General features: G+C 67.3%; 19 protein-coding genes. 9 read left to right on the forward strand and 10 right to left on the reverse strand.

Annotated elements, in window-relative coordinates; genetic code table 11:
• The first annotated feature begins 20 nt into the window (after positions 1-20).
• Positions 21-2945 carry a phosphoenolpyruvate carboxylase gene (gene ppc / locus ON32_RS08780; RefSeq protein WP_040790302.1) on the forward strand — a complete coding sequence of 975 codons (2925 nt, stop codon included), beginning with the start codon at positions 21-23 and terminating at the stop codon, positions 2943-2945.
• Here the strand turns inward: ppc and ON32_RS08785 are convergent.
• Positions 2844-4154 carry an FAD-dependent monooxygenase gene (locus tag ON32_RS08785; RefSeq protein ID WP_083874222.1) on the reverse strand — a complete coding sequence of 437 codons (1311 nt, stop codon included), beginning with the start codon at positions 4152-4154 and terminating at the stop codon, positions 2844-2846. The genes ppc and ON32_RS08785 overlap by 102 nt on opposite strands.
• A gap of 79 nt (positions 4155-4233) precedes the next feature.
• Between ON32_RS08785 and ON32_RS08790 the strand changes: the two genes are divergently transcribed.
• Positions 4234-4794, forward strand: a complete 561-nt coding sequence (locus tag ON32_RS08790) for a TetR/AcrR family transcriptional regulator (RefSeq protein WP_040790303.1) — start codon at positions 4234-4236, stop codon at positions 4792-4794.
• A gap of 23 nt (positions 4795-4817) precedes the next feature.
• On the opposite strand, the gene ON32_RS08795 is transcribed toward ON32_RS08790, so the two are convergent.
• The 8 genes from ON32_RS08795 to ON32_RS08835 form a co-directional block, all read right to left on the reverse strand.
• Positions 4818-5801, reverse strand: a complete 984-nt coding sequence (locus tag ON32_RS08795; protein WP_040790304.1) for a helix-turn-helix transcriptional regulator — start codon at positions 5799-5801, stop codon at positions 4818-4820.
• 393 nt (positions 5802-6194) lie between these two features.
• On the reverse strand, positions 6195-7013 hold the full coding sequence (locus ON32_RS08805) for a crotonase/enoyl-CoA hydratase family protein (protein ID WP_085995145.1): 819 nt from the start codon (positions 7011-7013) through the stop codon (positions 6195-6197).
• A 53-nt stretch (positions 7014-7066) separates the two neighbouring features.
• Positions 7067-9268 (reverse strand): acetate--CoA ligase family protein, encoded by a 2202-nt coding sequence (locus tag ON32_RS08810; RefSeq protein WP_051133020.1) that lies wholly within the window; start codon positions 9266-9268, stop codon positions 7067-7069.
• A 1-nt stretch (position 9269) separates the two neighbouring features.
• Complete coding sequence (locus ON32_RS08815) at positions 9270-10121, reverse strand: enoyl-CoA hydratase/isomerase family protein (protein WP_217998034.1); 852 nt, start codon at positions 10119-10121, stop codon at positions 9270-9272.
• Positions 10118-11008 carry an amino acid ABC transporter permease gene (locus ON32_RS08820; RefSeq protein ID WP_040790306.1) on the reverse strand — a complete coding sequence of 297 codons (891 nt, stop codon included), beginning with the start codon at positions 11006-11008 and terminating at the stop codon, positions 10118-10120. The genes ON32_RS08815 and ON32_RS08820 overlap by 4 nt, the downstream gene beginning before the upstream one ends.
• The gene (locus ON32_RS08825; RefSeq protein WP_040790307.1) at positions 11005-11655 is read right to left on the reverse strand and encodes an amino acid ABC transporter permease; all 651 of its coding nucleotides are present in this window, start codon (positions 11653-11655) and stop codon (positions 11005-11007) included. Before ON32_RS08825 ends, ON32_RS08820 begins: the two co-directional genes overlap by 4 nt.
• A gap of 26 nt (positions 11656-11681) precedes the next feature.
• A complete protein-coding gene (locus ON32_RS08830) occupies positions 11682-12593 on the reverse strand; it encodes a glutamate ABC transporter substrate-binding protein (RefSeq protein ID WP_040790308.1) in 912 nt (303 codons plus the stop codon).
• 10 nt (positions 12594-12603) lie between these two features.
• On the reverse strand, positions 12604-13377 hold the full coding sequence (locus ON32_RS08835) for an amino acid ABC transporter ATP-binding protein (protein WP_051133021.1): 774 nt from the start codon (positions 13375-13377) through the stop codon (positions 12604-12606).
• A gap of 171 nt (positions 13378-13548) precedes the next feature.
• On the opposite strand from ON32_RS08835, the gene ON32_RS08840 reads away from it, so the two are divergent.
• Positions 13549-14448, forward strand: coding sequence for a MurR/RpiR family transcriptional regulator (locus tag ON32_RS08840; protein ID WP_040790309.1), 900 nt, complete (start codon positions 13549-13551; stop codon positions 14446-14448).
• A 92-nt stretch (positions 14449-14540) separates the two neighbouring features.
• Here the strand turns inward: ON32_RS08840 and ON32_RS08845 are convergent, their stop codons facing one another.
• The gene (locus ON32_RS08845) at positions 14541-15800 is read right to left on the reverse strand and encodes a C40 family peptidase (RefSeq protein ID WP_040790310.1); all 1260 of its coding nucleotides are present in this window, start codon (positions 15798-15800) and stop codon (positions 14541-14543) included.
• 272 nt (positions 15801-16072) lie between these two features.
• On the opposite strand from ON32_RS08845, the gene argC reads away from it, so the two are divergent.
• Genes argC through ON32_RS08875 form a run of 6 tightly spaced genes read left to right on the forward strand, consistent with a single transcriptional unit; the run spans position 16073 to position 22007 of the window.
• Entirely contained in the window at positions 16073-17143 is a 1071-nt protein-coding gene (argC, locus tag ON32_RS08850; RefSeq protein WP_040790311.1) for an N-acetyl-gamma-glutamyl-phosphate reductase, read from the forward strand.
• Positions 17144-17151: 8 nt separating this feature from the next.
• Entirely contained in the window at positions 17152-18360 is a 1209-nt protein-coding gene (gene argJ / locus ON32_RS08855; RefSeq protein ID WP_085995148.1) for a bifunctional glutamate N-acetyltransferase/amino-acid acetyltransferase ArgJ, read from the forward strand.
• On the forward strand, positions 18357-19295 hold the full coding sequence (argB, locus tag ON32_RS08860) for an acetylglutamate kinase (RefSeq protein ID WP_040790313.1): 939 nt from the start codon (positions 18357-18359) through the stop codon (positions 19293-19295). Before argJ ends, argB begins: the two co-directional genes overlap by 4 nt.
• A complete protein-coding gene (locus tag ON32_RS08865) occupies positions 19292-20491 on the forward strand; it encodes an acetylornithine transaminase (protein ID WP_040790314.1) in 1200 nt (399 codons plus the stop codon). The genes argB and ON32_RS08865 overlap by 4 nt, the downstream gene beginning before the upstream one ends.
• Positions 20488-21462: an ornithine carbamoyltransferase gene (gene argF / locus ON32_RS08870; RefSeq protein WP_040790315.1), complete on the forward strand. Its 975-nt coding sequence runs from the start codon at positions 20488-20490 to the stop codon at positions 21460-21462. Before ON32_RS08865 ends, argF begins: the two co-directional genes overlap by 4 nt.
• Entirely contained in the window at positions 21459-22007 is a 549-nt protein-coding gene (locus tag ON32_RS08875) for an arginine repressor (protein WP_040790316.1), read from the forward strand. Before argF ends, ON32_RS08875 begins: the two co-directional genes overlap by 4 nt.
• The last annotated feature ends 8 nt before the right edge of the window (positions 22008-22015 follow it).

A 22015-nucleotide genomic window follows, 5' to 3' on the forward strand; every position in this document is an offset into this window, starting at 1 on the left:
CGAGGCCATACAGTGTGCCTATGGGTGAACCGCAGGCCGGCGCCGTACCGGAAGCGACCAGACCGCTGCGCGAGGACATCCGGTTCCTCGGTGGGATCCTGGGCGATACCATCCGCGACCACGAAGGCCCGGAGGTGTTCGACCTCATCGAGCGGGTGCGGGTGGAGGCGTTCCGGGTGCGGCGCGAGGAGGTGGGGCGCAGTGCGGTCGCCGATATGCTCACCGGGGTCGATATCGCGGTGGCCATCCCGCTGATCCGGGCATTCAGCTATTTCGTGCTCCTGGCCAATCTGGCCGAGGACATCCAACGTGATCGGCGGCGGGCGGTGCACGAGGCGGCGGGGGAACCCCCGCAGGACTCGTCCCTGGCGGCGACCTATCGAAAACTGGACAAGGCGGCGCTGCCCGAGCGGCGCGTGGCCGAACTTCTCGACGATGCCCTGGTGTCGCCGGTGATCACCGCGCATCCCACCGAAACCCGCCGCCGCACCGTTTTCGACACCCAGACCCGGATCACCGAACTGATGCGCCGGCGCCTGCGGGCGGACGAGCGGGAACGCGCGGCCATCGAGGTGGCAATCCGGCGGCAGGTGCTGATCCTGTGGCGGACCGCGCTGATCCGATTGTCGCGATTGCGCATCCAGGACGAGATCTCGGTGGGGCTGCGCTACTACGATCTGACATTCCTCGATGTGATGCCGGCGATCAATGCCGAGGTCCGGGCGTCGCTGCGGGCGCGGTGGCCCGGGACGAACCTGTTGACACGGCCGATGCTGCGCCCCGGATCGTGGATCGGCGGTGACCGGGACGGTAACCCGTATGTCACCGCGGAGGTGGTGCGTACCGCGGTGCGGCAGGCGGCCGCGGTGGCATTCGGGCGGTATCTGCGCGATCTGACGGAATTGGAGAAATCGCTGTCGCAATCGGCGCGGTTGGTATCGGTGAGTCCGGAGCTGGCCGCTTTGGCCGCATCGGGCTACCCGGACCCCGGTACCCACGCCGACGAACCGTATCGCCGCGCACTGCACGGGGTTCGACTCCGTCTGACGGCCACGGCCAGGTACATCCTGCGCACCGGGCCGTTGAGTCGGAACGCGGGTTCGGGTGATCGCGGCGTGGGCGCGGCGGGCCCGCGGGTCCACGATCGATGGCCCGGTCGCGAAATATCGGCCACGACCGACGCCGAAGCTCCGCGGTGGAGCGCCACGGAGGTGCTGCCCGACGGTTTGGGCGCGGCCCTGGCGACCGATATCGACCCCGAGATCATTCCGTATCCCACGCCGCGGGCCCTGCTCGACGATCTGGAAACCGTTGATGCCTCCCTGCGCGCCGGCGGCGACGAACTACTCGCCGACGATCTGTTGGCCACCGTGCGCCACACCATCGAGACCTTCGGCTTCCATCTGCAGGGTCTGGATATGCGGCAGAACTCGGAGGTGCACGAGCAGGTCGTGGCCGAACTGTTGGCCTGGGCCGGAGTGCATCAGGACTATACGAGCCTGTCCGAAACCCGACGGGTGGAGCTGCTGTCGGCGGAGTTGCGCACCCGCCGCCCGCTGCTGGGCCCTCATGCCCGACTGAGCGAGCGGGCCACCGCCGAACTCGACATCATTCGCGCCGCCGCCGACGCGGTCGAGATTCTGGGGCCGGACGCGGTACCGAACTACATCATCAGTATGTGCACCTCGGTCAGCGATATCCTCGAGGCCGCGCTGCTGCTGAAAGAGGGCGGCCTCCTGGATCCCGGTGATCCGGACGGCCCGCCCCATTGCCCCACCGGCATCGTGCCGTTGTTCGAAACGATAGAGGATCTCGCCGCGGGTGCGGCGACCCTGGCCGCGGCCCTGGACATCCCGGTCTACCACGATCTGGTCGCCGCCCGCGGTATGCGTCAGGAGGTGATGCTCGGCTACTCCGACTCCAACAAGGACGGTGGATATCTGGCCGCGAACTGGGCGTTGTACCGGGCCGAACTGGATCTGGTGGATCTGGCCCGCAAAACCGGTATCCGGTTGCGGTTGTTCCACGGCCGAGGCGGTACCGTCGGTCGCGGCGGGGGCCGTAGCTACGACGCCATCCTCGCCCAGCCCGCCGGCGCCGTGCAGGGCTCGCTTCGACTGACCGAACAGGGCGAGGTGATCGCCGCCAAATACGCCGAACGCGGTGCCGCGCATCGCAATCTGGAATCGTTGATCGCGGGCACTCTGGAGTCGACCCTGCTCGATGTGGAGGGGTTGGGCGCGGATGCCGAACCGTCCTACGCGCTCATGGACGACCTCGCCGCGCGCGCCCGGGCCGCCTATGCCCGGCTGGTGCACGAGACCCCCGGTTTCGTCGAATACTTCCGCCAGTCCACCCCCGTGGCCGAGGTGGGCGATCTGAATATCGGCAGTCGCCCCGCCTCCCGTAAGCCCACCAACTCCGTGGCCGATCTGCGGGCCATCCCCTGGGTGATGGCCTGGAGCCAGGCCCGAGTGATGCTGCCCGGCTGGTACGGCACCGGCGCTGCGCTCGAGGAATGGGTCGGCGGGGATCCGCAACGGTTGGCCCGATTGTCCGATCTGTATCGGCGGTGGCCGTTCTTCCGTACGGTGCTGTCGAATCTCGCGCAGGTCATGGCCAAAAGCGATCTGGCCATCGCGCGGCGCTATGCCGAGCTCGTCGACGACACCGCGCTGCGCGAGCGGATCTTCGGGATGATTCGTGCCGAACACGCCCGCACCATCGCCATGCACGCCGCCATCACCGGAAACGACCACCTGTTGGCCGACAACCCCTCGCTCGCCGAGTCGATCCACAACCGGTTCCCGTATCTGGAACCGTTGAATCAGATGCAGGTCGAACTATTGCGCCGATTGCGATCCGGGGATGACTCGGAGCTGGTCAAACGCGGCATTCTGCTCACCATGAACGGTTTGGCGACGGCGCTGCGCAACTCCGGGTGAGGCAGGTGCCGTTCGGTCGGGCACGGTGAAGGACGACAAGGTGTTGCTCGCGCCGTCCGCCATGAGCCGATGCCGTATCCCGGCCGGGATACGCGGTAGCAGCCGCATAGCGAGCTCGTTGAACACCAACTGTGCTCGGGAGCGGGGTATGCCCCTCCGCATGGCGCCGGGTGCGACCTCGCGACAGCGCAGGACGTAATCGCGTAGCCGGTTCTCGTAGGCGGCGAAGGCCGCGGTGTGATCGCCGTCCGCGTCGGCGAGGGCGCGGGCCAGCACATAGGCGCCCACTACGGCCAGGGTTGTGCCACCACCGATGGCGGGGCCCGGTGCGTAGCCCGCGTCGCCGACCAGGGTCACCCGGCCGCGCGACCACGAATCCATCCGGATCTGGCTGATGGAATCGAGGTAGAAGTCCTCGGCACGGTCCATTTCGTCGAGCAGTCGGGGGATCTCCCAGCCTTCGTCGGCGAATTCCGCGCGCAGCAGGCGTCGCTGTGCCGCGAGGTCCCGATGGTCGTAATCCGGCTCCACGGCCCGCCGGAACAGGAATATTGCCCGTGCCTGGCCGGTCTGCCACACCGGATACATGGCCGCGATGCGGTCCACCGTGTGATAGAGCACGGTCAGTTGTGACAGATTTCGATAGTTCGGCAGGGTGCCGACCGCAAAATAGCCGCCGAGAAACCGCTGTAGTTCCCGATCGGGGCCGAAGACCAGCCGGCGTACCGCGGAGTGCAGTCCGTCGGCGCCCACCACCAGATCGACTCGGCGGGTGTGTCCGTTGTCGAAGGTGACGTCGACGCCGTCGGGGGTGTCGGTGAGGGTGTGGATCGAATCGCCGAAGAGGTATTCGACACGGTCGGCGGTCGCTTCGTGCAGGATCGCGGCCAATTCTCCGCGCATGATCTCGAGGTGTCGGTCGTCGGCGAAGGCGTCGGAGATCTCCCGCAGATCCATCTCGATGGGTGATTTGCCGGGTCGTTCCACCCGCAACGCCGTCGATTCGGTGGCGGCCTTGCGTAACTGCGGCACCAGATCCATTCGGTCGGCCACCACCATTGCCGGCGCGAACAGGTCCACCGCGTGCCCACCCAGGCCGAGTCGGGGTCGCGGGGTGCGTTCGACCACCACCGGTGTGAATCCGAAGCGATCGAGCCAGTAGGCCAGTACCGGACCGGCCACGCTCGCACCGGAGATCAGAACCCTCATGGAACACCTCCATTTATTTACTTATCGGTCGGTAAGTGAAAGTTTACTTACCGGGCGGTCAGCACGCTAGGGTGTATGCGTGCCGAGACCCCGAACCAGCGAGACCCGCGAGCGGATCCAGGCGGTGGCGCTGGAGCTGTTCGCCGAACGCGGTGTGCGAGAGACGAGTCTGCGGCAGATCGCCGAACGGCTCGGCCTCACCAAACCCGCGCTGTACTACCACTTCTCCTCGCGCGAAGAGCTGCTGCGCAGCCTGGTGCAACCATTCGTCGACGATGCGGAGGCCATGATCGTCGAGGACGAGGCCCGGGCGGCCGCGGGTCCGGTGGACCCACGCGAACTACTCGGCCGCTACTTCGACATCTCCTACCGGCACCGCGCTGTCACCAATCTGCTGCTGTTCGATCTCGCGCAGTTCAACGAGCTGGGGTTCGTCGAACGTGTGCTGAACTGGCGTCGACGCCTGGTGGCCTTGTTGGTCGGCCCGGACGCCGATGTCGCCGCACGGGCGCGCGCCATCGTCGCCATCGGCGGCCTCGGTGACTGTCTGGTCATGCTGGCCGACACCCCGCACGACGAACTGCGCGCGGCCACTGTCGACGCAGCGTGCGCGGCGCTCGAAAACCCCGCGACCTCCTGAACGACGACAGCCCGTCGATCGGATCACCGCGACCCGTCCGAACAGTGGTAGCGCGCGGACATGGCAGCGGCGATCTCGGCGAACCGGGCACGCAGTTCGGGCGGATCGATGACCTCGAGATGCTCTCCGAGCGGCAGTAGGGCACTGGCGAGGACCTCGAAGGATTCGGAGCGGATGGTGAGTTCGACCCACCCCTCGGCGTCGGGCGGGGTCGCACCGGCCAGGGCCTCCTCGACAGCGACCGGTTCGTTCATCAGGCGCAGCAGGGACAGCCGATCGACGGCCACTCGGCAGCGGGCAGTCACCCGTAGCATCGAGCGGGCGAAATCGTCCTTGACCGTGGACCAGTGCGCGGCGAGATCGAAATCGTCCGGGCGGACGAACCTTTCCTCGGTCTCGCGGACCGCGTCGATTCGGCTCACCCGATAGGAGCGCACCGACCGCCCCGCGCGGGCCACCAGATACCAGGTTCCACCCTTGAGCACCAGCCCCAAGGGGTCGAGCAATCGGCGCACCCGCCGGTCGGCGCGCCGGTAGTCGATCTCGACCCGGCGATCGTGCCACAGTGCCTCGGCGAGGGCGACCAACAGAGGGGTCGTCTCCGGCCGGTGGTACCACCCGGGCATATCCACATGAACACGCTCGGCGATCCGGGTGGCCCGCCCACGCAGCTCCGGTGGCAGCGCGGCCAACAACTTCAGCTGGGCAGTGGCCACAACGGTGCCGAGTCCGAGATCCGCGGCGGCCTGGGGAAGGCCGGTGAGCAGAACGGCGTCGGCCTCCTCGATGGTCAGACCGGTGAGTCGGGTCCGGTAACCGTCGACCAGCTGCACACCACCTGCTCGACCCGGTGTGCTGTACACCGGCACCCCGGCGGCGGACAGGGCCTCGATATCCCGATAGACCGTGCGCACCGAGACCTCCAGCTCCCGGGCCAACTCCGTGGCCGTGGCCCGGCCACGGGTCTGTAGCAGCAATAACAGTTGCACCAACCTGCTCGCCCGCATATGCAGAGATTAACCGGAATACCTTGACAGAATATGGCAGGTTTTCCGGACCGTCCGCCCCATGACGAGTTGGAACGAATTCGCCGCCCAGGCCCTACACATCGGCGAGATCTTCTCCCGCCGACACCGCGGTCGCCGAGGGCGACGCGAAGTTGTTCGGTCGTATCGTTGTTCGGTCGTGTCGTCGATGTGCCGGGCACCGACATCCACGCCCGATTCGCGCAGGAACTGTTCGACGACAGCGGATTCGACCTGCGTGGTGGGCCGTTCGACCATTTCATCGTCGCCGATCCGACCGAGTCACCGTCGGTGGAGGTCGATGGGGACACCCTGCGCATCACCATCCGGAAACCGGCGAAGGGAACGAGTGGTCGAAAAGAAACAGCCGGTACTTCAGTCTCCGGTGAACCGAGGCGCACGCCGCTGCAGCATGGCCGCCACGGCCTCGTCGTGATCGGCGGTGTGATGGGTGAGGGCCTGCATGGCCGCAGACAGTTCCAGCAGGCTCTCCAGGCTCTGATGTCGGCCCTCCCGCAGCAGACGTTTGGTCATCCGCAGGGCATGCGGTGGATTGGCCGCGATCTCGGCGGCCAATCCATGAGCGGCGTCGAGCAGACGTTCGGGTTCGACGACCTCGTCGACCAGCCCCCACTCCAGGGCCGTGGCCGCATCGATGGCGGCACCGGTGAACGCCATCCGATGGGCGCGGGACATACCGATGACGCGGGGCAGAAACCAGGCGCCGCCGTCGCCCGGAATGAGACCCAGCCGGACGAAGCTCTCGGCGAAGGTGGCCCGGGTCGACGCGATACGCATATCGCACATGAGCGCGAGGTCGCAGCCGGCGCCGATGGCGGGGCCGTTCACCGCGGCGATGGTGGGGATCTCACAGTGATACAGCGCCTTGGGGATGCGTTGGATACCGTGCCGGTAGCCCTGGCGCAGTTCGGCGGGAGAACCGCCGAACATGCCGGTCTTATCCCGCATGTGTTTGATATTGCCGCCCGCGGAGAACGCGCTACCGGCGCCGGTGAGAATGGCGACCCGAAGGGTGTGATCCCGGTTCGCCGCGTGCACGGCCCGTTCCAGTGCGTCGATGGTGGCCTCGTCGGAAATCGGATTGCGCTGTTCGGGATTGTCGATGGTCCATACCACGACATCGCCGGTGCGCTCGATACGTACGGGCTCACCCACGCTGTGCTCGTCGGGCATGGGCGGGTGCTCTTCGTGGTTATGCTGTGCTGCCTCCTCCGGGCGCTGACCGCTCATGCCTGTTGCTCCTTCACGATGATGCGGATGTCCACCGGTACGATGCCCGATCCGTCGGCCAGCACCGGGTTCAGGTCCAGTTCATCAATCTCAGGGTGTGCGGCGATCAGGGCGCTCACCCGTACCAGCAGGGTCGTCAGCGCGGTGCGATCCACCGGCACCCGTCCGCGGTACCCGTCCAGGAGCCGGTTCACGCGGGTCTCGGCGATCATCTCGGTGACTTCCAGTTCCGTGCACGGCGCCGCCCGGAATACCACATCGTCCAGGGCCTCGACCAGGGTTCCCCCGGCCCCGAACGCGATGACGGGACCGAAGGTCGCATCATTGGTGGCGCCGACCAGAAGCTCGATCCCACCGGAGTACATGGGGGTCACCACGAACCCATCGATTCGCGCCCCCGGTATCGCGGTGGTCACCTCGGCGGTCATGGTCGTGGCCACGTGCCGCGCCGTTTCGGCCGTCACGTTCAGCCGCACACCTCCGTGCTCCGATTTGTGCACCACGTGCGGGGAGACCACCCGCACCGCGCAGGGACACCCGAAATCCGCCACCGCGGCGGCGACCTGTTCCGGTCCCTCGGCGAAAACCCAGCGGCCGGTATCGATACCGGCGGCCTCGACGAATCGCCGGGCCCGGGGCTCGGCGACCGGTCCGATGGCCGGCAGCGGGGGCGCGGGCGGTGGCAACTCCAGCGTGGAGCGGGCATCGACCGTGGCCAGATGGGTTCGACGACGATCCAGCGCCGCTACGATACGAACGGTCTGATCGATGGATGTCGATACCGGAATCCCGCCGGCGCGCAGTATGTCGTGGTTGGCGATGGGCTCGGCGGCGTAGCAACTCTGCACCAACACCGGGGTGCGGTACCGGGCCGACAGCTCCAGCAGGCGTTCGGCCGTGGTGTTCTCGACCGCCTCCAGCCGAGAATCGAACCGACGGTGATAGGCGCCGAACAGGCCGATTATCAGAATCGCGCCCACATTCTCGTCGCGCAACAGCAGTTCGGCGGCGGCGGCGAAGATCGCCGGATCGGTATCGGTCGCGCCGGCCACATCCACCGGGCCGTCGACCGTGGCATTCGGTCCGAGAAGTTCGCGCAGCGCTCGGGTGGTGTCGGGCCCCAGCGTGGGCGGCTCCAGCCCGTATTCGGCGAGCGCGTCCACGGCCAGCGCGGCATGCCCGCCCCCGTCGCTGAGGATCGCCGGTCCGCCCCGCGGCCGCATCGGCGGTAGGGTCGCGAGCGCGCCCGTAACAACGGCCAATTCGTCCGAGCGGGTCACCGGTTCCACCCCGGCCTGTCGCAGCACTGCCGCTGCCACCGCGTCCGGCGCGGCGATCGAGCCGGTGTGCGATCGGACGCTGCGTCGACCTGCCGCCGACCGCCCGCCGCGGAGCATGACCACCGGCACGTGAGTGGTGGCCCGCGCGGCGGCGATCAATACGGCGCGACCATCGGTGAAACCCTCGGCGTGCACGCCCACCGCTGTGGTTTCCGGCTGCTCGGCCAGCGCTGTGAGGCATTCGTGGTACGCCACATCGGCCTGATTGCCCAAGCCGATGCAAATATGGAATCCCGGCCCCCGGGACAGACGCGCGTCCTGCACAAGGGACAGCAGCATATTGCCGCTCTGGGCGATCACACTTACCGGTCCGCGGGGCACATCGGACAGGCCCACCAGATTCGCCCCGGACACGGTGTTCAGCATCCCGGAGGTATTCGGGCCGATCACCCGTATCCCGGTCTCGGCGATCACCGCCGCCAGTTGTTCGGTCGGCGCCGTGCCCTGTGCGCCGATCTCGGCGAAACCGTTGGCGAGCACCACCGCACCGGCCACCCCGGCCGCGGCGCACTCCCGCAGCACATCCGGAACCGCGGTGCCCGGTACCGCCACGACCGCGATATCGACCCCGGGCGGTAATGCGGCGGCATTCGGCAGCACCGGTAAACCGAGTATCTCGCGGGCGGTGGGGTTGACCGGATACACCGGGTGCGGATAACCGGACTCGCGCAGTGCCCGCACGATCTGATAGCCACGTTTGGCGGGATCGGTGGAGGCGCCGATCACCGCGATGGCGGTGGGGTCCAGCAATCGATGCAGCACATCCCGGTTCTCGGAGCGGGGCGTGGGAGAGGGGCGTGGATCGGTCGCGGTCCGGTGGTTCGAGGGGGCGGCGGGTGTCTCGAATATTTCGACCATGTCATTTCCCCCGGAAGACGGGAGTCCGTCGCTCGGCGAAGGCCGCGACGCCCTCGGCCCAGTCCTCGGTCTCCATAAGCGCGAGCAGATTCTGTGGTTCGGTGCGAAACGCGATGTCCACCGGGTCGGCGCGGTACAGCGCCGCCTTCATCCGCGCCAGCGACAGCGGGGCCTGTCCGGCCAGTCGTTCGGCCAGCCGCATCGCGGTATCGCGCAGCGCCGTGCCGGGGACGGCGGCATGGGCCAGGCCCCAATCCAGTGCCTGGGTGCCGGTGAAACGTTCCCCGAGCATCAGCAGGTCCGTGGCGCGGCGCAGCCCCACCAGACGGGGTAGTCGGTGGGTTATCCCACCGCCGACGAAGGTCCCGATGCTCACCTCGGGAAAGCCCATGCGCGCGTCCTCGGTCATGAGAAGGAAATCGCTGCTCACCGCGAGTTCCGCGCCGGCGCCGAGGGCGTAGCCGTGCACGGCCGCCACGACCGGGACGGTGGCCGTCTGGATGCGGTGACAGACGTCCTGGCCCAGCTGCACATACTGCTGCCTGGCCCGGGCGGTGCGGGTACCGGCCCGGTGTTCCTTCATATCCGCGCCCACACAGAACGCCCGACCTGCCCCGCTCAGGAGGACACAGCGCACCTGCGCATCGTCCTCGGCCGTGCGCAGGGCGCCGAGCAGGGCGCGGTAGAGCTCTTCGTTCACCGCATTGAGCCGTTCCGGGCGGTTCAAGGTCACCATCAAGGTGCTGTCGCGGCGCTCGATGAGCACCGGAGCGGTGGCGTCGCCGCCGGTCGGTGCGGCGGCCTCCGGCTCTGTATCGGGGGTGGAGACCAGGGGGGCGGTTGAATCGGTCATCGGGCGGATTCCTTCCGTGTGGGGAGATCGGAATATGCCGGGACGGAGACGATGCGGCGGCGACCGCGCTCCGTTCGTCGCGGTGAGGTGCGGCCGGTGAGGCGTGCTGCCAGGAACGACAGGGAGATATTGGTGGCGATGTACAGGGCGGCGACGCCGAGGTACAGCTGGAGCGAATACTGGCTGCCGTAGTACTCGACCAGAGAGCGGCCCGAACGCAGCAGTTCGGTGTAGCCGACGATGAAGCCGAGCGAGGTGTCCTTGAGCAGAATCACCAGCTGGCTCACCAATACCGGCAGCATGGTCGGTATCGCCTGCGGTAGCAGCACTCGCCAGAACGTCACGACCGGGCCGACGCCGAGCGCTGCGGCGGCTTCGCGCTGTCCCCGGTCGATGGCGGTGATTCCTCCCCGGAAGATCTCACACAGCACCGCGGAGTTGTAGGCCACGAGGGCGAGGACCACCACCTGCAGCAGGCTCAATTCCAGCCCCAGTCGCGGTAACCCGAGCGCGGCGAACAGCATGAGCAGCAGCAGGGGAATGCCACGCATCAGTTCCACCACCGCACCGACGGCCGATCGGATCGAGGATCGGCGTGACATGCGCCCGGCGCACAGCGCGAGCCCGACCACCACGGCGAGCACCATGGCGATCAGGGCGGCCCGCAGTGTCGCCAGATAACCCCGCCACAGTGTCTGGGGCACGCCGGTGTCCGGATCGGCGAGGATCGCCCAACGACGCGGGTCGAGCTGTCCCAGCTCGTGCAGGCGCAACACGAGCGCCGCCAGCGCGACGGTGGCCAATGCACCCGCGGCGATCGAGACCCGGGCCGCCCGGCGGGTGCCTCGCGGCCCGAGCGGATCGTAGAGGAACGGGGTGTCGCTCATCGCGCCACCGCCGAACGACGTTCCAGCCACCGGAAACCGAAAGCCGAACCGAGGGTGAGCACCAGGTAGGCCGTGGCGATCCACAGGAGGGCGGGAATCACGGCGGCCGGGTCGAGGAAGTTGATCCGCTGACTCGCCGCAGTGAGCTCCAACACCCCGAAACCCGCGGCCACGGAGGTGTTCTTGACCAGGGCGATCCATACCCCCGCCAGCGGGGGCACCACCGCACGCAATGCCTGCGGGACGATGATGTGGTGCATCGAGGCGAAAAACGACAGCCCCAGGGCCCGTGCCGCTTCGGCCTGTCCCCGACCCACCGTGTACACCCCGGCGCGAACCGCCTCGGCCACGAAGGCCGCGGTGTAGCACCCCAGGGCGATCGTCGCGGTCACGGTGTATCCGGGCAGCAGCACGCCCAACTCGGGTAGGACGAAAACCACCAGGAAGAAGACGATGGTGAGCGGGGTGTTGCGCACGAGTTCGACGTAGCCGGTGCCCAGGTGCCGCAACAGCGGTACCGGGCACAGGCGCGCCACTCCGATCGACAGGCCGAGCGCGGCGGCCAGTGCACCCGCGCCGACGGCGAGCACGATGGTCATGGTGAATGCTCGACAGAGGAGGTCGGCATTGTCGAGAAGAACGTGCATGATGGTGTTCCTGTCGCGTGGTGCGGTCAGTAGCTGTCCGGATCCGGTGGAGTGGGGGCGGGGCCGAGAATCCGCCCGGCGGTGCGATCCCAGGCGGCCGCCCAGCTGCCGTCCCGGAAGGCGGCGCGCAACAGGTCGTCGATAAAGGCCACCAGATCGGCGTGCCCCGGGGCGACACCGATTCCGTAGGGTTCCGCGCTGAAGATGGTGTCGATCAGTTCGAAGGCGTCCATATCGCGGCTGCGTAACCCGGCGAGGATGGTGTTGTCCGTGGTCATGGCGGTGACCTGGCCGTTTTTCAGGGCCTGGGCGCATTTGCCGAAGGAATCGAACAGCACATGGTGGGCGTCGGGCACCAGGTCGCGGATATGGGTCGACGACGCCGAGCCCTCCACCGAACACACCGACCGTCCGGACAGGTCGGTGGGGCCGGTGATGTGCTGCGGATTGCCGGCGCGCACCATCAGTGACTGTCCGGCGATGTAATACGGGCCCGCGAAATCGATGATCCGTTTGCGTTCGTCGGTAATGGTGTAGGTGGCGATCACCAGATCCACCCGCCCCTGTTGGAGAAAGGGTTCCCGGTTGGCCGAAACCGTCTCCACCCAGTCGATTCGGTCGGCGGGGATACCGAGCCGGGCCGCGATGAGCTTGCCCATCTCGGCGTCGAAGCCCTCGGGTCGTTGCGTGATCGGATTCATCAGCCCGAACAGTGGCTGGTCGAATTTGGTGCCGATCCGGATCGACCCGGTTTCGTGCAGGCGGCGCATGGTCGATCCGGCGGGGAAGGAGACATTCGTATCGACCGGGGGACGGTGGTCGTCGGTGGTGATCGGTGGGGCCGAGGAGTCACACCCGGCGGTGAGCAGGCCGGCGGTGAGCAGGCCGGCGGTGCAGATCAGGGCGGTGCGGCGAAACAGGCGGGAGATTCGGGGCATGGCGGGTCCGTCAGCGGGGGAGGGCGCGGGTCAGGAAGTCCTTGGCCCGGTCGGTGGTGGGGGCGGTGAAGAAGGCATCGGGGGTGTTCTGTTCGGCGATGGTGCCGTCGGCGAGGAAGACCACCCGATCGGCGCAGGCGCGGGCGAAGCCCATCTCATGGGTGACCACAACCATGGTCATGCCCTCGGCGGCAAGGGATTTCATTACATCCAGAACTTCCCCGACCATTTCCGGATCCAGGGCGCTGGTGGGTTCGTCGAACAGCATGACCCGGGGGCGCATGGCCAGGCCGCGGGCGATCGCGACACGTTGTTGCTGGCCGCCGGACAGTTGCGGGGGATATGCGGTCGCCTTGTCGGCGAGTCCAACGCGTTCGAGTAGTTCCCGGGCGCGTTTCTCGGCGCGGGCGCGGCCGAGTTTCGCGACCCGGATCGGGGCGAAGGTGATGTTGTCCAGCACGCTCATGTGCGGAAACAGATTGAACGACTGGAATACCATGCCGATCTCGGTTCGGACCCGCCGTAGTGCCGCTCCCTCGGTGGGCAGGGGCGCGCCGCGGTACTCGATCCGGCCGGTATCGATCGTTTCCAGCCCATTGATGGTGCGGCACAGAGTGGACTTGCCGGAACCGGAAGGGCCGATGATCACGACGACTTCGCCCTCGGTGATGTCCAGATCGATATGGCGGAGTACCGCGGTGTCGCCGTAGCTCTTGCCGACACCGCGGAGGGTGATGAGCGCGGGGGATGCGGAATGGGTATGCGCCGTGGGCGTAGGTGTCATGATCGCCTCTGATGCTGGTCCGGTGCGCGGGTCGGGCGGTATCGACCACCAGTCGATGAAATTCTATTTGCAAATAGAATGCCCTATGCAAAAAATTCCCCATAGCTGGGAAGTGATGGTGTTCGATGCGGCGGATGGAGCGCATCCGAGACGGCGGGAGAGAATGGCCAGGTGAAAGCAGAGCCCGTGCACGAGGGACCGAGTACGTTCGCCGAGTTGCTCACCGAGCTGCGCGCCCGACGCGACACCCTGTCGCCGGCGCATCGGAAACTGGCCGACCGGGTCATGGCCGACCCGGAGGCGGTCGCATTCATGACCATCTCGGAATTGGCGGCCGCCACCGGAGTGAACGAGGCCACCGTGGTGCGGTTCGCCACGGCATTCGGGCTCAGAGGGTATCCGGGGCTGACCCGATTGTGTCGGGAATGGTTGCGCGAACAGGCCCAATTGCTGCGCCGTTTCGACAATCTGGAACAGCTGTCGGACGCCGACGGCGGGGCACTCCCGCAGGCGCTGGTCTACGACCGGGCCAATATCGCCCGAACCTTTTCCCGAATCGAGGAGCAGCAGTGGCGGACGGCGGTGCATCGTCTCGCCGAATCGCCGCGCATCCACGTTATGGGCATGCGCAAATGCCATGCGCCGGCGTACCTTCTCGCCTATCTCCTGCGCATGTTGCGCGAGGACGTATCCCTGATGACGGCCGCTGCCGGGGCGCTCACCGACGACCTGCGCGCGGTCCGGCCGGGAGATTGTTTCGTGGCCATGTCGATCCACCGCTACACCGCCGACACCGTCCGCGCCGCGCGGTGGGCGCGTTCGGTCGGCGCGTATGTGATCGCGCTGACCGACAATCCGGCCTCACCACTGGCGGCCGTCGCGGACGAGGTGTTCTATGTCGATGCCTCGGCCGCCACCGTATTGCGGTCGATGACCGCGTTCGTCGCTCTGGTGCAGGCGCTGGCCGCCGACGTGGCCCGGCACAACGGGCGGGATGCGCGGGCGGCGTTGTTGCAGGAGGAGCAGTTGCTACGCGACTTCCAGGTGTACGCAGGAGATGAACCCGCGTGAGCCGCCGCTGATCGCATGGGCGGCGGGGAGGTGGGCTTCGAGTGGCACACGGCCCCGCCCGGATCGGTACTTCGGGCGAACCTCCTGGAGGGTTACACGTTCAGGGGCTGGGGCGAGGGTTGGGCCTGAGGCTGAGGTTGGGGTGAGTACCGGGGCTGAGGTGAGGGTTGAACCTGGGCCGGCTGCTGAGGCTGAGGTGATGCCTGGGGTTGAGGTGAGGGCTGAGGTTGGGTGGGTGGTTTGACAACGCCCACCAACGCCCCGTTACCCATGGCGTAGCTGTTGCGCCTCAGCTGGTTGCTGGAGTTGCCCTCGATGGTGTGGATCCGACCGGTGGCATCCACCGCTTCCACGATTCCCACGTGGTCCGGGTTTCCGTCGCCCTGCCAGTCGAAGATGATCATGTCACCGGGTTGGGCCGTCGACACATGCCCCGCCCATCCCTGCGACTTGGCGTCGTTCCAGATGGCGGGGACGTAGTTCTTGTTGGTCCACTTGATGTTGTAACCGGCTGTTTTCCATACCCAGGTGGAGAAGGATGCACACCATGCGTCGTTGATGTTGTACGGGGCGAGGGTACCGTCCCGGTAGACCACGGTGTTGTTGCCCACCTCGTGGACGCCGAGCGCCAGCTGTTCCTGCGCTTTCGTGACTATGTCGTTCGGAGTTCCGTTGCCGGGGGTGAAGGTGACCGTGCTTGCGGCCGGAGTCCACGGAGTCCGGTATCCGGCATCCGGCGCGGGACCGTAGGAATTGCGCGGGAGGTCCGGCATCATTTTGTAGATATTGCCGGCGTTTCTCTGCATACCCTTGTCGGCGTCCTCGATCGTGTCGTGCACGCGGTCGATGGCTTCCAGCACCAGGGTCAGGACTTCGCTCGCCTCCTCGGGGGCGAGTTCCTTACCTTCGGGTCCCTCGATCACTTTTCTGGGTTTGCCGAGTTCGTTTCTGAGGTCGTTCGCGGTTTTCTTGACAGTCCGGAACGCCTGGTTCGAGACGTCGAAGCTGGCGAAAGAGTGTTCGTTCACGTTCTTGTTCTGCATTCGCAGTTGGCCGGCCCGGTCCTGGATCAGCTCTTTCTTGTCCTCGTACGTGTCGACCATTGCCGACGTGCCCGGGGGGAGATCCTGAGCGCCATCCTGGGTGAGCTCGAGGCCTTCCTTGCTCAGCAGGTCGTTCTTGGCGAGCCAGGAGATCATGTCCGGCTGTCCTCCCTGCCAGCCGGATGCGAACAACACGATCGAGCTCTGTATGTATTCGTGCGCCGCGTCGATCACCGCTTTGAGGCCGTCGCGAGCATGGGGAGGGTAGGGGAACTTTTCGATCTCTATGTCTTCAAAGGTCGTCGTCATGCGTACCCTCCACCTGGCGTGTTCCGTCCGTCCTGTCGTTGGCGGGCCGTGAACAGCCTCTGTTGTCTCGCTCGCCGAGAGTTTTCAACACACATGGCTGCGCATGTGTGTTGAAACAAGTATCGGGCATTCCCGGCATTGAAGTGGTGTCGACAACAACCGCGTGGCCCAGCGGAATATTTCGAATGTGTGTTCGTATTTCGACCCGGTGGCGGGGTGGGCATGAGGCAAGGGGGTGTGAATGAGCTTGCATGCTCGTGCATAATCATTACATGGCTGATACCACGGAGAAGTCCGACCGGACCGGACCGTTACGGATCGCGGTGGCCGGCGCCAGCGGATACGCGGGCGGCGAGGTACTGCGCCTTCTATTGGGGCATCCGGAGTACCGATCCGGGCGCCTCACCATCGGGGCGCTCACCGCGGGATCCAATGCCGGGACGGCGCTGGGCGAACTCCAGCCGCATCTGCTGCCGTTGGCCGATCGGGTACTGGGCCCCACCACCGTCGACGAGCTGGCCGGTCACGACATCGTCTTCCTCGGACTTCCGCACGGGCAGTCGGCCGCGCTGGCCCGCGAACTGCCCGACTCCACCGTCATCATCGACTGCGGAGCCGACTTCCGACTCACCGATGCCTCCGCCTGGGAGCGCTACTATGGCACCCCGCACGCCGGGAGCTGGCCCTACGGCCTGCCGGAACTGCCCGGCGGGCGGGAGCGGTTGCGCGGCGCCACCCGTATCGCGGTGCCCGGCTGCTATCCCACGGTGGCGAGCCTGGCGCTGGCACCCGCGGTCGCGGCGGGCATCGTCGAACCGACGGTGAATATCGTGGCCGTGAGCGGAACCTCCGGCGCGGGACGCAAACTCGATGTCGGGCTGCTCGGCTCCGAGGTGATGGGTTCGACCCGCGCCTACGGGGTGGCGGGTGCGCATCGGCACACCCCGGAGATCGCGCAGAACCTGTCCACGGTGGCCGGTGCGCCGGTGCGGGTGTCGTTCACCCCCGTCCTGGCCCCGATGCCACGCGGTATCCTCGCCACCTGCACCGCCCCCGTCCGGGTGGACGCCGCTCAGGCCCGCGCGGTCTACGAGAAGGCCTACGCCGACGAACCGTTCGTACACCTGCTGCCCGAACCGGCGCTGCCGCAGACCGGTTCGGTGGTGGGTAGCAATACCGTGACCCTGCAGGTCGCGGTGGATGCCGACGCTGGCCTGCTGGTGGTGATCGGCGCGATCGACAACCTGACCAAGGGCACCGCGGGCGCCGCGGTGCAGTCCATGAACCTGGCGCTCGGCCTCGACGAGACCGCCGGCCTGTCCACCGTAGGAGTGGCTCCGTGACGACAACCATCGAGAACGCCGAGGGTAAGCTGCTGCGTACCCAGGGTGTCACCGCACCGCTCGGATTCCGGGCGGCCGGAATCGCGGCGGGAATCAAGAGCAATGGGAAACCCGATCTCGCGTTGGTGTTCAACGAAGGCCCCGAATACGCCGCCGCGGGTGTGTTCACCAGCAACAAGGTGAAGGCCGCGCCGGTGCTGTGGACCCAACAGGTGCTGAAGGCCGGACGGTTGCGCGCGGTCGTCCTCAACTCCGGGTGCGCCAATGCGTGTACCGGACCGCAGGGATTCCAGGACACCCACCGCACCGCCGAAGAACTCGCCGCCGCGCTGAGCAACTGGGGCACCGAAACCGGCGCCGTCGAGGTCGCGGTGTGCTCCACCGGTCTGATCGGCGATCGGCTGCCGATGGACAAACTCTTGCCGGGCATCACCGAGATCGTGCACGAGATGGGCGGTGGTCTGTCCGGTGGTTCCGATGCTGCCCACGCCATCATGACCACCGACACGGTGCCCAAGGAGGCGTCGTTCCATCACCGGGACAAATGGAATGTCGGCGGTATGGCCAAGGGCGCGGGTATGCTCGCCCCGTCGCTGGCCACCATGCTCGTGGTGCTCACCACCGATGCCGTCGCCGCCCCCGAACAGCTCGACTCCGCGCTGCGCAAGGCCACTCGGCTCACCTTCGACCGCCTCGACGTCGACGGTTCCTGCTCCACCAACGACACCGTGCTGTTGCTGGCCAACGGCGCCAGCGGAGTGACCCCGGCCCAGGAAGAGCTCGACGCCGCCGTTCTGGCCGTCTGCGACGATCTGGCCGAACAGTTGATGGCCGACGCCGAGGGCGTCACCAAACGGGTGCGGATCACCGTGGCGGGCGCCGCCTCCGAGGAGGAGGCCCTGGCCGGCGCCCGCGCCGTGGCCCGCGACAACCTGGTCAAAACCGCGCTGTTCGGTTCCGACCCCAACTGGGGCCGGGTGCTGGCCGCGCTCGGTATGGCCCCGATAACCCTGGACCCCGACCGGATCTCGGTGTCGTTCAACGGGTCCCCGGTATGCATGGAGGGCACCGGTGCGCCCGGCGCCCGCGAGGTCGACCTGTCCGGTCCCGATATCGAGGTGTGGATCGACCTGCAGGTCGGCGACGGCACGGCCACCGTGCGCACCACCGACCTCTCTCACGGTTACGTCGAAGAGAACTCGGCCTACAGCTCATGACCGCACATTCCGTTTCCGAGCTCTCGGCGCTGGACAAGGCGCATGTGCTGGCCGGCGCGCTGCCGTGGCTGCAGAAGTTCCGCGACAAGATCGTGGTGGTGAAATACGGCGGCAATGCCATGATCGACGAGGGTCTCAAACGTGCCTTCGCCGCCGATATGGCGTTCCTGCGCACCGTCGGTGTGCACCCGGTGGTGGTGCACGGGGGCGGGCCGCAGATCAACGCCATGCTGAAACGCCTCGGGATGGAAGGGGAATTCCGCGGCGGTTTCCGGGTCACCACCCCTGAGGTGATGGAGGTGGTGCGGATGGTGCTGTTCGGTCAGGTCGGGCGGGAACTCGTCGGCCTGATCAATGCGCACGGCCCCTACGCGGTGGGGATCTCCGGTGAGGACGCCCGCCTGTTCACCGCCACCCGACGCATGGTGAACGTCGACGGACAACCCACCGATATCGGTCTGGTCGGCGATGTCACCGCGGTCGACCCGGACGCGGTACTCGATCTGATCGGCGCGGGCCGCATCCCGGTGGTGTCCACCATCGCCCCGGACGCGGACGGGGTGGTGCACAACATCAATGCCGACACCGCGGCCGCCGCGCTGGCGGAGGGAATCGGCGCCGAGAAACTCGTGGTGCTCACCGATGTGGAGGGTCTCTACACCGATTGGCCCGACCGGTCCTCGTTGACGAGCACCATCGACAGCGACGCACTGGCACGGCTGTTGCCGAAACTCGACGCGGGCATGGTGCCCAAGATGGAGGCCTGTCTGCGTGCTGTGCTGGGCGGGGTGCCCAGCGCACATGTCATCGATGGACGTGTTCCGCATTCGGTGTTGCTGGAACTTTTCACCGGGGAGGGAATCGGAACGATGGTCACCCCCGCCCCCGCGCATGCGGACGCCGGGCGGCCGGACGGATACGGAGCCGAACAATGAGCACAGCAGAACTGCGCGAGCGGTGGTCGAACTCCCTGATGCGCAACTACGGCACCCCGGAGGTCGCGCTGGTGCGCGGCACGGGCGCGGTGGTGTACGACGCGGACGGGAACCGGTATCTCGACTTCCTCGGCGGTATAGCGGTCAACAGTCTCGGCCACGGACATCCGGCCATCCTGGAAGCCGTCACCCAGCAGTTGGGCACCCTCGGACATGTGTCCAACCTGTACATCAACGAACCGGTGCTCGAGCTGGCCGAGAAACTGCTCGCGCAGTTCGGGGACGGCAGTGGACGGGCTTTCTTCTGCAACTCCGGTGCCGAGGCCAACGAGGCTGCGTTCAAGATCGCCCGGCTCACCGGCCGCCGCAAGATCATCGCCTGCGAGGACGCCTTCCACGGCCGCACCATGGGCGCGCTCGCCCTCACCGGGCAGCCCGGGAAACGCACCCCGTTCGAACCGATGCCGCCCGGTGTGGTGCACATCCCCTACGGTGACGTCGATCTCCTCGAGCGCGCGGTCGACTCCGATACCGCGGCCGTATTCCTCGAACCCATGTTGGGTGAAAGCGGTGTGGTGGTCCCGCCCGGCGACTATCTGGTGCGGGCCCGCGAGATCACCGCGCGGGCGGGCGCGCTGCTCGTCCTGGACGAGGTGCAGACCGGGATCGGCCGCACCGGGAAGTTCTACGCGCATCAGGCCTTCGGCATCACCCCCGATGTGATGACCCTGGCGAAGGGGCTGGCCGGCGGGTTGCCGATCGGTGCCGTGCTGGCGATCGGCCCGGCCGCCGATCTGTTCACCCCCGGTATGCACGGCACCACCTTCGGCGGTAACCCGGTCAGCGCCGCCGCCGCCCTGGCGGTATTGCGCACCCTCGACGAGGAGGGCCTGCTCGACCATGTGGAATGGGTCGGCAAACGGCTCAGCGACGGGATCGCCGTTCTGCAGCATCCGCTGGTCGCCGAGGTGCGGGGTGCGGGACTGCTCATCGGTATCGGGCTCACCCGGCCGGTGGCCAAACAGGTGGAGGCCGCGGCCCGAGCGGCGGGCTACCTGGTGAATCCGGCCAAACCGGATACGATCCGGCTGGCCCCGCCATTGGTACTCACCGACGCCCAGGCGGAGAGCTTCGTCGCCGATCTGCCCGGCATTCTCGACCGGGTGGCCGCCGAGGTGGAGGAGGACCGGCAATGACGCTCTCCGAATCCGCGCCGGTCCGCGCCGACACCACCGTCCGGCACTTCCTCCGCGACGACGACCTCACCCCCGGCGAACAGGCCGAGGTGCTGGCATTGGCCGCCGAACTCAAACGCGCCCCGTTCGCCCGCAAACCCCTGGCGGGTCCCCGGGGCGTGGGGGTGATCTTCGACAAGAACTCCACCCGCACCCGTTTCTCCTTCGAACTGGGTATCGCACAGCTCGGCGGGCACGCCGTCGTGGTGGACAGTGGCAGCACCCAGCTGGGGCGGGACGAAACCCTCGGCGATACCGGGCGGGTGCTGTCGCGGTATGTCGACGCCATCGTCTGGCGCACTTTCGGCCAGGAGCGGCTGGAGGAGATGGCCGCCGCCGCAACCGTGCCGGTGGTCAACGCGCTGTCCGACCAGTTCCACCCCTGCCAGGTATTGGCGGATCTGCTCACCATCACCGAGCGGCTGGGCGATCCGGCGGGCCGGCGACTGGCCTATTTCGGCGATGGCGCCAACAATATGGCGCATTCGCTGATGCTCGGTGGAGTTACCGCCGGTATGCACGTAACCATTGCCGCCCCGGACGGTTTCACACCGCTGCCGGAGGTGGTCGAGGCCGCCCGCGCCCGAGCCGCCGAAACGGGGGGCGGTGTCACGCTCACCGATGATCCGCGGGCGGCCGCCGACGGCGCCGATGTGTTGGTCACCGATACCTGGACGTCGATGGGGCAGGAGGATGACGGACTCGACCGCGTCGGCCCGTTCCGGCCGTACCAGGTGAACTCCGAACTACTCGCGCGTGCCGGATCCGGCGCCGTGGTGCTGCACTGTCTGCCCGCGCACCGGGGCGAGGAGATCACCGACGAGGTGATCGACGGTCCGCACAGCGCGGTTTGGGACGAGGCGGAGAACCGACTACACGCGCAGAAGGCGCTTCTGGTGTGGTTGTTGGAACATGTCGGTGGGCAGAGATGAGCGTTTCACGACACGAGGCGGATGGACAGGCGGGACCCGCCGGGCGGGCGAACCGTCCGGCGGGTCCCGTCACCGCGGCCACCCGCGCCGGCCGACAGTCACGCATCGTCGCGTTGTTGGCCGCGCATCCGGTCCGCAGTCAGACCGAACTCGCGGCGCTGCTCGCCGCGGAGGGTATCGAGACCACCCAGGCCACCCTTTCCCGGGACCTGGACGAACTCGGCGCGGTGAAGCTGCGTGCCGCCGACGGCGGTGCGGGGGTTTATGTGGTGCCCGAGGACGGCAGTCCGGTGCGCGGGGTCACCGGGGGCACCGGGCGGCTGTCCAAACTGCTCGGCGATCTGTTGGTGTCCACCGACTCCAGCGGCAATATCGCCGTTCTGCGCACTCCGCCGGGCGCGGCGCACTATCTGGCGAGCGCGCTCGACCGCGCGGCCCTGCCCTATGTGGTCGGCACGATCGCCGGTGACGACACCATCGCCGTCATCGCCCGCGAGCCGTTGACCGGGGCGGAACTCGCCGCCCGGATCGAGAAACTCGCCTGAGGTCCGGT

It is taken from the genome of Nocardia paucivorans NBRC 100373 (genome assembly GCF_000308675.1).
Lineage (GTDB): Bacteria > Actinomycetota > Actinomycetes > Mycobacteriales > Mycobacteriaceae > Nocardia > Nocardia paucivorans.

What these genes read in the sequence shown, in the direction of transcription:
- ON32_RS08820 (WP_040790306.1), bottom strand. Translation starts at nt 11,008, where the DNA reads ATGAGCGACACCCCGTTCCTCTACGATCCGCTCGGGCCGCGAGGCACC.
- ON32_RS08795 (WP_040790304.1), bottom strand. Translation starts at nt 5,801, where the DNA reads ATGCGGGCGAGCAGGTTGGTGCAACTGTTATTGCTGCTACAGACCCGT.
- ppc (WP_040790302.1), top strand. Translation starts at nt 21, where the DNA reads ATGGGTGAACCGCAGGCCGGCGCCGTACCGGAAGCGACCAGACCGCTG.
- ON32_RS08810 (WP_051133020.1), bottom strand. Translation starts at nt 9,268, where the DNA reads ATGGTCGAAATATTCGAGACACCCGCCGCCCCCTCGAACCACCGGACC.
- ON32_RS08830 (WP_040790308.1), bottom strand. Translation starts at nt 12,593, where the DNA reads ATGCCCCGAATCTCCCGCCTGTTTCGCCGCACCGCCCTGATCTGCACC.
- ON32_RS08825 (WP_040790307.1), bottom strand. Translation starts at nt 11,655, where the DNA reads ATGCACGTTCTTCTCGACAATGCCGACCTCCTCTGTCGAGCATTCACC.
- ON32_RS08785 (WP_083874222.1), bottom strand. Translation starts at nt 4,154, where the DNA reads ATGAGGGTTCTGATCTCCGGTGCGAGCGTGGCCGGTCCGGTACTGGCC.
- ON32_RS08835 (WP_051133021.1), bottom strand. Translation starts at nt 13,377, where the DNA reads ATGACACCTACGCCCACGGCGCATACCCATTCCGCATCCCCCGCGCTC.
- argC (WP_040790311.1), top strand. Translation starts at nt 16,073, where the DNA reads ATGGCTGATACCACGGAGAAGTCCGACCGGACCGGACCGTTACGGATC.
- ON32_RS08805 (WP_085995145.1), bottom strand. Translation starts at nt 7,013, where the DNA reads ATGCCCGACGAGCACAGCGTGGGTGAGCCCGTACGTATCGAGCGCACC.
- argF (WP_040790315.1), top strand. Translation starts at nt 20,488, where the DNA reads ATGACGCTCTCCGAATCCGCGCCGGTCCGCGCCGACACCACCGTCCGG.
- ON32_RS08845 (WP_040790310.1), bottom strand. Translation starts at nt 15,800, where the DNA reads ATGACGACGACCTTTGAAGACATAGAGATCGAAAAGTTCCCCTACCCT.
- ON32_RS08865 (WP_040790314.1), top strand. Translation starts at nt 19,292, where the DNA reads ATGAGCACAGCAGAACTGCGCGAGCGGTGGTCGAACTCCCTGATGCGC.
- ON32_RS08875 (WP_040790316.1), top strand. Translation starts at nt 21,459, where the DNA reads ATGAGCGTTTCACGACACGAGGCGGATGGACAGGCGGGACCCGCCGGG.
- ON32_RS08815 (WP_217998034.1), bottom strand. Translation starts at nt 10,121, where the DNA reads ATGACCGATTCAACCGCCCCCCTGGTCTCCACCCCCGATACAGAGCCG.
- argB (WP_040790313.1), top strand. Translation starts at nt 18,357, where the DNA reads ATGACCGCACATTCCGTTTCCGAGCTCTCGGCGCTGGACAAGGCGCAT.